Consider the following 12,829-nt stretch of genomic DNA (forward strand, 5'->3'; position numbering starts at 1 on the left):
TCGGACCGCTCAAAGACGACAAAGGCCGGTGCGTGAATCACGCCACCGGCCCTTGTCGTCACGGGCGCATCACCGACGCTCGCGCCTGCGCATGGTCCCCAGCGCCATCAGCGCCAGCAGGGACGACATCAGCATCAGGCCCCACTGCGACAGCGTGGGAATGCTGGCCGTGCCGCCCGGCCCCGGCTTGAGCGGCGTGGTGGTCGTGCTCTTGTCGTTGTCGGGATTGCCGTCACCGGGCACCGAGACCGTTGCCGAGTTGACCAGCGGGCGGGCGCCCTTGTAGGGCTTGTCCAGCTTGGTCTCCAGCGTGAAGACGGCCGTGCCGCCCTGGGCCAGCTGCGGCACGCTGCAGGTCACGGTGCGCGTGCCGCTGGCATAGCTGCAGCCTGCCGAGGCCGAGACGAACTCCAGCCCTGCGGGCAGCACGTCGGTCACCGAGCCGCCCGCGGGCGACTGCGGATCGCGGCCGTAGTTGGTGACGGTCAGCGTGTAGCTGGCCGTGTCGCCATCGTCCAGCGGGCCGGCGGGGCCCTGCTTGCCGATCCCCAGGTCCACGGCATTGCCCTGGCGGCTGGTGGAGGTCCGGTCGGTGGTGGTGTTGTTGACGATCACATCGCCGCCATTGCTCAGCCATTCCGTCTCGAAGGGCTTGACCGAGGCCTCGTGGTAGATGGTGCCGCCCGATGCCTTGTCGGGCAGGGTCTGGGCGCGCATCTTGAACTTGATGGTCATGCTCTGGCCCGGCGCCAGCGAGGGGATGGTGCACTGCAGAGGCCCGCTGGTCGCGTTCAGCGCCGGCTGCACGCCGCACCAGGATGCGGAGGCGCCGGGAATGCCGGCCAGCGCCAGGCCGTTCTGGTAGCTGAAGGTGGCCGTGGAGCCCGATGCGGGGAACTTGTCGGTCACGACCACCTGGGTGGCGTAGGAGGGGCCGGAGTTGGTCACCGTGATGGTGTATTCGGTGTCCTCACCCAGCACCAGGCCGTCCGCCGTGTGGCGCATGCTGATGTTCACATCCAGCTCGGCACGCTTGAGCCGGGCCTTGGCCTCGGCCTGGTTGTTGGCCTTGGTCAGTTCCTCGGTGGCGGTGTCCACGGCGACCGTGTTGAGGATCTCCGTGTCAGCCGCCAGATCGCCGCGCGAGCGCATCTTGTAGGTCACGGTGTACTGCGCGCCTGTGGGCAGCGGATTGGCCCAGGCGCACTCCAGCGTTCCGCCCTGCACGCCATCGGTGGCAGCCGGAGTGCAGGTGCCGCCGCCGGAGACCGTGGGCGTGCCGATGAAGATGGCGTCTGCAGGCAGCACGTCCTTGAGCGTGACATTGGCGGCCGACGAGGGGCCGTAGTTGGGCACCGTGACCGTATAGGTCAGCGGCTCGCCCGCAGCCGCCACCTTGGGCGAGACCTGCTTTTGCGCCGCAATTTCCGCGATGGCCTGCACGGTGATGCTGGCCGTCGAGGAATCGTTGCCGGGATCGGCGTCATGGATGTCCAGGGACTGGGCCGAGGCCGCGTTGGCATAGGTGCCGGTGGTGGCGCGCTTGGGGCGGATCTTGACCTCGATCACCACCTCGGCCTCCGGGGCCATGGAGGTGATGTCGCAGGTCAGATCGCGCGTCTCGCTGTTGACGCCGCCCGTGGGCGTGCCGCAGCTGGCGTTGGCCCCGGAGACGATGCGGCTGGAGACAAAGCCGCCGCCCGGGTAGGTGTACGGCACGGGATTGCCGGCCTCGTCCACCGGGTTGCCGCCCACGATGCGCACGCCGTCGGTCTGCTTGACCAGGGACTGCAGCGCGTCGCGCACGCGGACATTCGTCACCGTCGTGCTGGCCGAGTGGTTCTTCACCACCAGCTGGTAGGTGACCTCCTCACCGCTCTTGATGGCAGCCGGCGGCACGGGGCTGACCACGCTCTTGACGATGCCCACATCCACCTTGTCGGCAGACACGGTGACGGTCGCGGAGGTGGTGGCCGATGCATTGTCCCGGCCGATCACGCCAGCGGAGGCGTTGTTGGTGAAGTCCAGATGGCCCGAAGCCAGCGTGACCTTGGCCCTGACCTTGATCTGGCGGCTGGCGCCCACGGCCAGGCCCGCGGTCGAGGTGCAGCTCAGGGTGGTGCAGGTCCATTCCCCCGCGCCGGTGCCCGCACCGGACATGCTGACGATGGCCATGCGGCCGTCTGCGGGGTTGTCGGTCACGGTGATCTGCTGATTCGGCAGCACGGGCATGGGGCCGGTGTTGGTCACCGTGATCGTGTACTCGAACTCCTGGCCTGCCAGCACCGGGCGGCCAGGGCCGGCCTTGGCCAGCCTCAGCCGCGCATCGTTGCTGAAGTCCACGGCCGCGCTGGCCGTGTTGTTGGTCGTATTGGGCTCGTTGAGGCCGGGTGCCACACCGATCACGCCCTGGTTGACCAGCTGCGTGCCGGGTGTCCCGCCCGCAGCCACGCTGGCCTTGAAGCGGATGGCCTGCATGTTGGCGTAGCCGGCCACCGGGTACTCGCCCGCATGGGTGCAGGTGATGGTGCCGCTGTTGTGGCCGCAGTTCCAGGGCGCCGTGCTGCCGTCGAAGCCCGTGAAGGTCACGCCGGCCGGCAGGGTGTCGGTGACGGTGAGATCGCGCGGCACGAGGGAGCCGCCTTCGCGGCGCGGCTGCAGCGTGTAGGTGACCTCGGTCGCCTGCAGCGCATCCAGCACTGTAGGCGCCACCTGCTTGCGCAGCGAGACATCCACGAACTCGCTGCCGCTGGAGACCACGGCGGCGCTGGCGGTGTTGTTGCCGGACTGGCCGTCGGGCATCTCCGTGCTGGCGTCCTTGTAGCCCTTGACGCTGGCAGCGCCGGCAATGGTGCCGCTCATGTTGGCGATGGCCGGCACGGTGATGGCTGGCAGCACGGCGCCTGGCAGCACCGGGCCGCCGCGCGTGCAGTTGAGCTCGCCCGAGATCAGCGGATAGCCCGAGGCCGGCGTACAGCTCCAGCCGCTGCCTGAGGGCACGCCCGTGACCACGGCGCCGTTGGGCACGGGGAAACGCACCACGGTACGGCCACCGGCGGGGACCTCGGACGGGCCCTTGTTCTGCACGTCGATGACGTACTGGAAGGCGCCGCCGTTGGCGACGCTGGCGGGAGCCGCCATCGCGATGGCCAGATCGGCGGCCTCGGTGGTGGTGAAGTTGCGGTCCAGCTGCGTGTTGTTCTGGTCGTTGTCGTAGTCGGGCGATGCCATGCGCGCGCTGGCCACGGCGCGCCAGTTGGTGCCGACGGTCGGCAGGATGACCTCGAAGCCCACGGACTTGAAGCCATCGGTGGGCGCAAGGTTGCCGATGTTGCAGACCAGCGTGTTGTTGCCTGCGGTGAGCACCGTGCCGGCCGCGGGTGCCGTGCAGGTGATGCCGCCCGGGCTGCTGCTGTAGCCCTGGAACACGGCGCCCACGGGCAGCACCTCGGTCAGGGTGACGCCTACGGCGTCGGGACCGATGTTGTTGTGCCTGACCTTGGCCACATAGGTGAAGGTGCCGCCGGCAGGCCCTGCCGATGCGTCCTGTCCGTCATAGAGACCATCCTGGTTGACCAGGATGTCGGTATCGGCCGGCGCCGCCACGGCAGCCGCTGTTGCCAGCAAGCCGCCGGACAGCAGCGCACGCGCCAGCCAGCCCTTTCTCGTGAAAGCCATACAAACCTCTCTTTTGCTTCGTTGACAGCGCCGAATGCCGCAGGCACTGACGCACGGGTTGCCCGGCTGGAACAGCTCTGTCAAAAAGCCGACAACCGGACGCACCAAAGGGAGGCATGATGGTTCTTTATTACCAAAAGTAAATATGATCTGGAATTTTTGACAAAAGTGAGTATTTAGAAGAATTTGTGAGTTTTCCGTGAGTCCACCGACGACTACCGGTTTTCCTCACGGATTGCAGACGTGAAAAAGCCGGTGGCAGCTTGGCTGGCACCGGCTTGGAAGGCTTGTCTGCCGTGCGCTGGCACGACAGTGAGCAGGCACTGAGGCCTATGGAATGCGCCTGGGCGATCCTTGTGAGGAACTCACGCGAGAAGAGCGTTCACGCGCTTGACGTAGGCGGCCGGGTCCTCGGGCATGCCGCCTTCGGCCAGCACGGCCTGGTCGAAAAGGATGTTGGCCAGGTCATGGAAATGCACCGATCCGTCCAGCTTCTTGACCAGCGGATGCTCGGGGTTGACCTCCAGCACGGGGCGGGCGTCCGGCGCCTGCTGGCCGGCCTGCTTGAGCAGGCGCGCCAGCTGCAGGCTCATGCCGCCGTCCTGCACCACCAGGCAGGCCGGCGAGTCGACCAGGCGCGTGGACACGCGCACGTCCTCGGCCTTGTCCTTGAGCGCCTCCTTGAGCTTGGCCAGCAGGGGCTTGAAGGCTTCGGCCGCTTCCTCGGCGGCCTTCTTTTCCTCTTCGTCCTGCAGCTTGCCCAGGTCCACGGCGCCCTTGGCCACGGACTGCAGCGGCGTGCCGTCGAAGTCGGTCAGGTAGCCCATGGCCCATTCGTCCACGCGGTCGGCCATCAGCAGCACTTCGATGCCCTTCTTGCGGAAGACTTCGAGCTGCGGGCTGTTGCGCGCTGCCGTCAGGGAGTCGGCCGTGATGTAGTAGATCGCGTCCTGGCCTTCCTTCATGCGGGCCTTGTAGTCGGCCAGCGAGACCATGGCGTCTTCCTGGCTGGTGGAGGCAAAGCGCAGCAGCTTGGCGATGCGTTCCTTGTTGGCGAAGTCCTCGCCCAGGCCTTCCTTGAGCACGGCGCCGAACTCGGCGTAGAACTGGCTGTACTTGCCTTCCTTGGCCTTGTCCTCTTCGCTGACCACGTCGGTGACGCCGTCCGTGCCTTCGCCGGCCTCGTGGCGATCGTGCTTGGCCAGGTCTTCCAGCATGGACAGCACGCGCTTGGTGGAGCCGTCGCGGATCAGGCGCACGTCGCGGCTTTCCTGCAGCAGCTCGCGGCTGACGTTCAGCGGCAGATCGGCCGAGTCGATCACGCCCTTGACGAAGCGCAGGTAGCCGGGCATCAGCGCCTCGGCGTCATCCATGATGAAGACGCGCTTGACGTAGAGCTTGACGCCGGCCTTCTTGTCGCGGTTGTAGAGATCGAACGGTGCCTTGGCCGGAATGAACAGCAGCTGCGTGTACTCGGTGTTGCCCTCCACGCGGTTGTGGCTCCAGGTCAGCGGGTTCTCGAAGTCGTGGCTGATGGCCTTGTAGAAGTCCTGGTACTGCTCGGCCGTGATGTCCTTCTTGGGACGCGTCCACAGCGCGCTGGCCTTGTTGATGGTCTCCCACTCGCCGGTCCTGACCATGGCGCCGGGCTGGTCGTTCTCACCGTCCTTCCATTCCTCCTTTTCCATGAGGATGGGCAGGCTGATGTGGTCGGAGTACTTGCCGATGACCTGCTTGATCTTCCAGGCATTGAGGAACTCCTCGGCCTCGGGGCGCAGGTGCAGCGTGATGCTGGTGCCGCGCTGGGGGCGCTCGATCTGCTCGACCTCGAACTCGCCCGTGCCGCCGCTGGTCCAGCGCACGCCTTCGGCGGCCGGCAGGCCCGCGCGGCGTGTCTCCACGGTGATCTTGTCGGCCACGATGTAGCCCGAGTAAAAGCCCACGCCGAACTGGCCGATGAGCTGCGAGTCCGACTTCTGGTCGCCCGACAGCTTTTCCATGAAGGCCTTGGTGCCGCTCTTGGCGATGGTGCCCAGGTTGTCGATGGCTTCCTGCTCGCTCATGCCGATGCCGGTGTCGGCAATGGTCAGCGTCTTGGCGGCGGCGTCGAAGGACACGCGCACTTCCAGGTTGGGCTGGTCTTCATACAGCGCGGCATTGTTCAGCGCCTCGAAGCGCAGCTTGTCGCAGGCGTCCGATGCGTTGGAGACCAGCTCGCGCAGGAAGATCTCGGGGTTGGAATACAGCGAATGCGTGACCAGGTGCAGCAGCTGTGCAACTTCGGCCTGAAAAGAATGGGTTTGCTTGCTCATGCAGACAGTGTCCTATGTCCTATGGGTTCACAACAGGGAAAAAATCAGCCCTCATCTCGGGTCGGCGGATGCAATTTCAAGAGCCCGCCGCCCCTGTGGCGATGCAGGCTCTGGACGATTGTTCACTTTCTTGCCCTCTCGGCAGGCCAGGCGCAGCGCTATAACTGCGCCACTTTCCGCCATTCGGCGGGCAGTGCGCGCAGGGCCCGGGCGCAGCGGCGGGCCTGTTTCAGGAGATTTCCCATGCACAGCTCTGTTCAAAAATGGTCCGCAGAATTCCTCGGAACCCTGTGGCTGACCCTGGGCGGCTGCGGTGCGGCCGTGCTGGCCGCCGCCTTCCCGCAGGTGGGCATCGGCCTGGTCGGCGTCTCGCTGGCCTTCGGCCTGACGGTGGTCACCGGCGCCTATGCCTTCGGCCCCATCTCGGGCGGGCACTTCAACCCTGCCGTCTCCGTGGGCCTGGCCATGGGCGGGCGCTTTGCCTGGAGCGAGCTGCCGGGCTACGTCGTGTCCCAGGTGCTGGGCGCCATCACGGGCGCAGGCATTCTCTACGTGATCGCCACGGGCAAGGCCGGTGCCGACATCGGCGGCTTTGCCACCAACGGCTTCGGCACGCATTCGCCGGGCGGCTACGGCATGACGGCTGCCCTGGTCACCGAGGTGGTGATGACGGCCTTCTTCATCCTGGTCATCCTGGGCGCCACGGCCAAGCGCGCGGCAGCCGGCTTTGGCGGGCTGGCCATCGGCCTGTGCCTGACGCTGATCCACCTGATCTCGATTCCCGTGACCAACACCTCGGTCAATCCCGCGCGCAGCACGGGCCCGGCCCTGTTCGGTCCCGAGATCGCCGTCTCGCAACTGTGGCTGTTCTGGGTGGCCCCCATCGTGGGCGCGCTGATCGGCGCCGTGATCTACAAGGCCCTGCTGTCCAATCCGGCCGACGAGTAAGGCCAGGCATGGGCGCAGCAGGCGCCCCGCAGCAAACCCCGGCGGCTGGCGACAGCCGCCTTTTTTTTGTCCGGCAGCAGCCGCGTTTTCATTGGACCTGTGGTGAAACACGGTTTTCGTTTGTTGCATGGCGGCAACGCGAAGGACTTTTACCCAGGGCAAACAGGCCAACTTTACGAAGCAGAAACCGAACACTAGTGATTCGCAATAACAATCCGCGGGCTTTCATCGGAGTGAACATGAGCAAAATCCAACAAATCCTCCCCCCCGCGAACCTCACCCAGCTGGCCCTTGCCGCTGCCCTGTGCCTTGCTGGCACCCCGGCCTTTGCGCAGGCCAGCACCACGCTGGGCACCGTGAACGTGACGTCTTCGACCGAAGCGCCCGTGAAGACCGACAACGCCTCCTCGGCCAAGTTCACGGCCCCGCTGGTGGACACGCCCAAGACGGTGCAGGTCATCAACGAGGAAATCATCAAGCAGATCGGCGCGACCAGCCTGCAGGAAGCCCTGCGGTCCACGCCCGGCATCACCTTCGGCAACGGCGAAGGCGGCAACCCCTCGGGTGACCAGCCCTTCATCCGCGGCATGGATGCCCAGGCCAGCACCTTCGTGGACGGCATGCGCGACATTGCGGCCGGTACGCGCGAAGTGTTCAACCTGGAATCGGTGGAGGTCATCAAGGGTGCCGATTCGGCCTATGCAGGCCGTGGCGGCGCTGGCGGCTCCATCAACCTGGTGACCAAGAAGGCCAGGAACGAGAACTTCATCAGCGGCGACGTGGGCCTGGGCACGGACAGCTACCGGCGCGCCACCATCGACGCCAACCGCGTGCTGGGCGAAGGCGTGGGCCTGCGCCTGAACGCCATGGTGCACGACGCCGACGTTCCCGGCCGCAGCGGCCCCGAGAACAAGCGCTGGGGCATCGCCCCCACGGTGACCTTCGGCATGGGCACGCCCACCGAGGTATCGCTGTCCTGGCAGCACCTGCAGACCGACAACATTCCCGATGGCGGCGTGCCCTACCTGTACACCAGCACGGCGGCCGCCGGACTGCCCGGCGGCAGCGTGGTGCGTCCCACCTACGGCAGCAACCGCGACAACTGGTACGGCCTGACCAGCCGCGACTACGAGAAGGAAAAGAGCGACCTGTTCACGGCCACCGTGGAGCACAAGTTCACCGACACGAACAAGTTCCGCAACAGCCTGCGCTACAGCAAGTCCGAACAGGACTACCTGTGGACCCAGCCCGACGACAGCAAGGGCAATGTCGTCAATGGCTATGTGTTCCGCCGCGGCAATGCACGCGTGGCCGACATCAAGACGCTGCAGAACCTGTCGGAATTCACGGGCAAGGCACAGACCGGCAGCGTGGGCCACAGCTACGCCTTCGGCCTGGAGCTGTCCAAGGAAAAGGCCGAGTCCCGCACCGCCGCGCTGCAGACCACCAACACCACCTGCACGGCCGCCAGCCTGTGGTGCGCCTCGCTGAACAACCCGGACAGCAGCCCGCTGTGGAACCTGCCCGTCACCCTGGGCGACCCCAGCCACAACAAGATCGACACCGTGGCGCTGTACGGTTTCGACACGCTCAAGTTCAACGACCGGTGGCTGCTCAACGCCGGCCTGCGCCTGGACCACTACAAGCTCAGCGCCTCCGGCCCCGCCGGCCGCAACACGCCGGCCTATGACCTGAGCCGTTCGGACACGCTTTTCAACTACCAGCTGGGCCTGGTCTACAAGCCGGCCACCAACGGCAGCATCTACGCCAGCCTCGGCACCTCCTCGCGCCCCGGCGGCTCCATGCTGGGCAACGGCAACGAGGACCTGGGCATCTCCACCGACCAGCTGGCCAACCTGGCGCCCGAGAAGACCCGCTCGCTCGAGCTGGGCACCAAGTGGGACCTGATGGAAAAGCGCCTGGCGCTGACCGCCGCGCTGTTCCGCAACGACGTGACCAATGCGCGCATCACCGAAAACGGCGTCACCTACATGGGCGGCAACAAGGTGGTCAACGGCGTGGAGCTGGGCTTCACGGGCAGCGTGCTGCCGGGCCTGAGCGTCTTCGGCGGCTACACCTACATGGACAGCGAGCAGAAGAACGCAGGCGCAGGCAACGTGGCCAACGGCCAGCCCTTCCCCAACACGCCCAAGCACAGCTTCAGCCTGTGGACCAGCTACAAGCCCATGGCCAAGCTGACCGTGGGCCTGGGCATCTATGCCCAGAGCAGCGTGAACCAGAGCTACATCCGCTCCACCGTGGATGGCGGCATCGTCACCAAGGGCGCCAGCGGCTATGCACGCTACGACGCCATGGTGGCCTACCAGATCGACCGCAATCTGACCGTGCAGCTGAACCTGTACAACCTGGGCGACAAGGTCTACTACAGCGGCGTGCGTTCGCCCCACTACGCGACCATGGCGGCAGGCCGCTCGGCCGTGGCCTCGCTCAAGTGGACGTACTGATCTGCTGATCGCCCCGGGCGAACGCGCAGCGGCTTGACGCTGCGCAGATCACCGCAAAGCCCCGCAGGCCATCGCCGCCTGCGGGGCTTTTTTGCGGGACACTCATTGATTCCGCCCCTGAGGACCGCATGCCATGATGCTCCGCATACCCGCCCTGCTCAGCCCCGACGAAGTGCGCCAGTGCCGCCAGGCGCTGGAGCAGGCCCCGTGGCAGGACGGCCGCGCCACGGCCGGCCCCCTGGCGGCCCAGGTCAAGGCCAACCTGCAGCTGCCGCTGGACAGCCAGGCCGGCCAGGCGATAGGCAACCTCATCCTCGACAGACTGGGGGCCAGCGCGCTGTTCATGTCGGCCACGCTGCCGCTGAAGGTGCTGCCGCCGCGCTTCAACCGCTACGAAGGCGGCGGCACCTACGGCAACCACATAGACAATGCCATCTTCACCATCCCCGGCACGGCCATCAAGGTGCGCAGCGATGTCTCCACCACCGTATTCCTCAGCGAGCCCGACGAATACGAAGGCGGCGAGCTGGTCGTGGAAGACACCTTCGGCCACCAGAGCGTGAAGCTGGCCGCAGGCGACGCCATCGTCTACCCCGGCACCAGCCTGCACCGCGTCAACCCCGTCACGCGCGGCACGCGCTACGCCAGCTTCTTCTGGACCCACAGCCTCGTGGCCTCGGACGAGAAGCGCCGCCTCCTGTTCGACCTGGACCAGCAGATCCAGCAGTTGACGCTGCGCCACCCGGGCGACCCCGCCCTATCCGCGCTGTCCGGCACGTACCACAACCTGTTGCGGATGTGGTCGCAGGCCTAGTGGCACAGCCGCCAGGCAGCCGCATCAGAACCTGTAGCGGGCCGTGACCAGCACATTGCGCGGATCGCCATACACGCCCGTGCCGTACGAACCCAGGCCCGGCATATAGGTCTTGTCGAACAGGTTGTTGACGTTCAGCGTCACCGACCACTGGCGGTCCACGTCGTAGCGCGCCATCAGGCCCACCAGCGCATAGGCACGCTGGTCGGCGCGCGCGTAGGGAGCGGCGGACTGCTGGTAGTAGGTCAGGCTCTGCCAGGCCAGCGAGCCGCCCACGGTCCACTGCGGGTTGAGACGGTAGCTGGTGCTGAGCTTGAACAGGTGGCGCGGCTGGTTGGTGTTGACCGCGCTGAGGATCACGTCGGGCTGGGCCGGCGCACGCGAAGTGCGGTAGGTGTAGCCGCCGTAGATGTTCCAGGCCGGCGTGATGCTGCCCGACACCTCCATCTCCACGCCCTTGCTGGTCACGCCGTCGATGGCCGCATAGACCTCTTCCCCGGATTGCGGGTTGGCGCTGACGTACTGCGCGGCATTGCGCTGCTGGATGTGGAACAGCGCCAGCGAGGCGTTGAGCCGGCCGTCCAGAAACTCGCCCTTGACGCCCACTTCGCGGCTGCGGCCCGTGAGCGGCGGCAGCGGGCTGCCGGCAGCGTCCTTGTAGTAGGTCTGCGGATTGAAGATATCGGTCTGGCTGGCGTACAGCGACAGCTGGCGGTTCAGGTCATACACCACGCCCGCATAGGGCACGGTCTTGTGCGCCACGCGCAGCGCGTTGTTCACGACGTAGCTGCCGTTCAGGCCCGTGGTGTCGTCCAGCATGTCGTACCAGCTCACGCGCGCACCCAGGATCACCGACAGGTCGTCCGTGGGCCGCAGGCGCGCGGCGCCGAAGACGCCCTTTTCCACGATGCGCGTCATGCGGTGGTTGCGCAGCTGGAAGTCGGGCCGGGGCACCTGGCCGTCCCACTCGAAGTAGTTGCCCACGGGACCGTAGGCATTGCTGTAGCCGGGCGCATGGCGGCGCTGGCGCGACCAGCTGGCGCCGAACGACAGCTCATGCTCGCGCCCGAACAGCTGCAACGGCCCGGACAGCGCCGCATTCACGGCCTGCGTGGTGGCATCGGTGGGAATCTTGTTGGACAGCATGTTGATGCCCAGGCCGCTGACCGGGTCCACCATGCCGTGGGCTGCCACGCCGACCTCCACGTCGCGCGACTGGCGCAGCCGGCTGGCAGACAGGTCCATCTTCCAGCCATTGCCGAAGCTGTGCTTGAGTTCGGCAAACACGTTGGTGCTGTCGTTGTCCCAGTACGACCAGCGCGCCGCAGGGTTGAGCGAGGTGGGGAAATGCGTGCGGCTGCCATCCTTGAAGAACAGCGGGATGTGGCCGAAGCTGGCCCCGTCGGCGCGCGTCTGCATGTGGTCAATGCCCAGGCTGGCCACGGTGCCCGGGCCCAGGTCGGCCTCGATGATGCCGTACAGGCTGCGCACGTTGCGGCTGTAGTCGTCCACATGGGACCTGGCGTTCTGCGCCACGGCCACCACGCGGGCGCGCACGCGGCCGTCTTCGGTCAGCGGCGCGGAGATGTCGCCCACGCCGCGCAACCGGTCATGGCTGCCGATGGCCGCCTCGGCCGAGGCCTGGAAGGTCTTGGTGGGCCGCTTGCGCACCAGATTGACCACGGCCGACGGATAGCCCGCGCCCGTGAGCAGGCCTGTGGCGCCCTTGACCACTTCCACGCGGTCATAGATGGCGCTGTCGGCCAGCGAGGTCGTGTACTGGTTGGCCGAGTCCATGGTGTTGGGCACGCCGTCGAACTGGAAATTCTCGATGGCATAGCCGCGCGAGTAGAAGGTGGTGCGCTCGCTGTCGTTGCGGCCCACGGTGATGCCGGGCGTCTTCTCCAGCACCTCCGGCAGGCTGGTCAGGCCCTGGTCGTCCATCAGCTGGCGCGTGACCACGCTGACCGACTGCGGCGTCTCGCGCTGCGACAGGCCCAGCCGTGTGGCCGTGCTGGACTGGCGCGTGGCGTAGGAGCCCGTGCCTTCGGAGACCGCGCTGCGCTCGGCAGCGGCCGTCACGTTGACCGTGGCCAGCGCCGTGCCCTCGGCAGCGGAGACCGGCGCCGTCGGCACCGCCGCGCGCCGCAGCGCGTAGCCCCCGCCCTGCCCCGCCTGGGGCACGGCTTCCAGGCCGCTGCCCGCCAGCAGGGCGGCCAGGCCCTCGCGCACCGAATAGCTGCCATGCAGGGCCGCGCCGGTCTTGCCTGCCGTCAGGCTGCCATCGGCGGTCAGCAGAATGCCGGCCTGGGTGGCAAAAGCGTTAAGGGCACGGTCCAGCGGCGCGGCAGGCAGATCGAAGCGCTGGGCGGCGGCCGGCGCGGCCGTGGTTTGCGCGTGGGCGGCATTGGCGCTCAGGCCACCGACAGCGCAGGCCTGCAGGGCCATGGCGAGCACGGTTCTGGCGAAGGCAGGAGCCAGCGCGGGAGCCTGTGCAGGAGGTCGGAAGCGGACAAGAGCGCCGGGCACGGGGTGCGGCATGGAGAATTCCTTTCGATGGATGGCGGACATAGCCATTCACTGCAGAAAATGGCTGTTGTCTCTATCCCGAA

Annotated in this window: 6 protein-coding genes; 3 read left to right on the forward strand and 3 right to left on the reverse strand. The window is 66.9% G+C overall.

Going from position 1 to position 12,829, the window contains the following annotated elements; all coding sequences use genetic code 11:
* Positions 1–69 precede the first annotated feature (69 nt).
* Positions 70–3,678, reverse strand: coding sequence for an IPTL-CTERM sorting domain-containing protein (locus tag AC5I49_RS19120; protein ID WP_046986754.1), 3,609 nt, complete (start codon positions 3,676–3,678; stop codon positions 70–72).
* 365 nt (positions 3,679–4,043) lie between these two features.
* Positions 4,044–5,990, reverse strand: coding sequence for a molecular chaperone HtpG (gene htpG, locus AC5I49_RS19125; protein WP_495789739.1), 1,947 nt, complete (start codon positions 5,988–5,990; stop codon positions 4,044–4,046).
* 243 nt (positions 5,991–6,233) lie between these two features.
* Here htpG and aqpZ point away from each other — a divergent pair, with 243 nt between their 5' ends.
* From aqpZ to AC5I49_RS19140, 3 genes are all read left to right on the forward strand, one after another.
* A complete protein-coding gene (gene aqpZ, locus AC5I49_RS19130) occupies positions 6,234–6,938 on the forward strand; it encodes an aquaporin Z (RefSeq protein WP_016446578.1) in 705 nt (234 codons plus the stop codon).
* 239 nt (positions 6,939–7,177) lie between these two features.
* Positions 7,178–9,403 carry a TonB-dependent receptor gene (locus tag AC5I49_RS19135; RefSeq protein WP_495789740.1) on the forward strand — a complete coding sequence of 742 codons (2,226 nt, stop codon included), beginning with the start codon at positions 7,178–7,180 and terminating at the stop codon, positions 9,401–9,403.
* A 133-nt stretch (positions 9,404–9,536) separates the two neighbouring features.
* A complete protein-coding gene (locus tag AC5I49_RS19140; RefSeq protein ID WP_046986753.1) occupies positions 9,537–10,217 on the forward strand; it encodes a Fe2+-dependent dioxygenase in 681 nt (226 codons plus the stop codon).
* Positions 10,218–10,241: 24 nt separating this feature from the next.
* Here the strand turns inward: AC5I49_RS19140 and AC5I49_RS19145 are convergent, their stop codons facing one another.
* Positions 10,242–12,758, reverse strand: a complete 2,517-nt coding sequence (locus AC5I49_RS19145) for a TonB-dependent siderophore receptor (protein ID WP_495789741.1) — start codon at positions 12,756–12,758, stop codon at positions 10,242–10,244.
* Positions 12,759–12,829: the final 71 nt, after the last annotated feature.

This window comes from Delftia sp. (assembly GCF_059499305.1).

Bases quoted from the DNA above. Each gene is read 5' to 3' on its own strand.
- AC5I49_RS19120 (WP_046986754.1), bottom strand. From the start codon at position 3,678: ATGGCTTTCACGAGAAAGGGCTGGCTGGCGCGTGCGCTGCTGTCCGGC.
- htpG (WP_495789739.1), bottom strand. From the start codon at position 5,990: ATGAGCAAGCAAACCCATTCTTTTCAGGCCGAAGTTGCACAGCTGCTG.
- aqpZ (WP_016446578.1), top strand. From the start codon at position 6,234: ATGCACAGCTCTGTTCAAAAATGGTCCGCAGAATTCCTCGGAACCCTG.
- AC5I49_RS19135 (WP_495789740.1), top strand. From the start codon at position 7,178: ATGAGCAAAATCCAACAAATCCTCCCCCCCGCGAACCTCACCCAGCTG.
- AC5I49_RS19140 (WP_046986753.1), top strand. From the start codon at position 9,537: ATGATGCTCCGCATACCCGCCCTGCTCAGCCCCGACGAAGTGCGCCAG.
- AC5I49_RS19145 (WP_495789741.1), bottom strand. From the start codon at position 12,758: ATGCCGCACCCCGTGCCCGGCGCTCTTGTCCGCTTCCGACCTCCTGCA.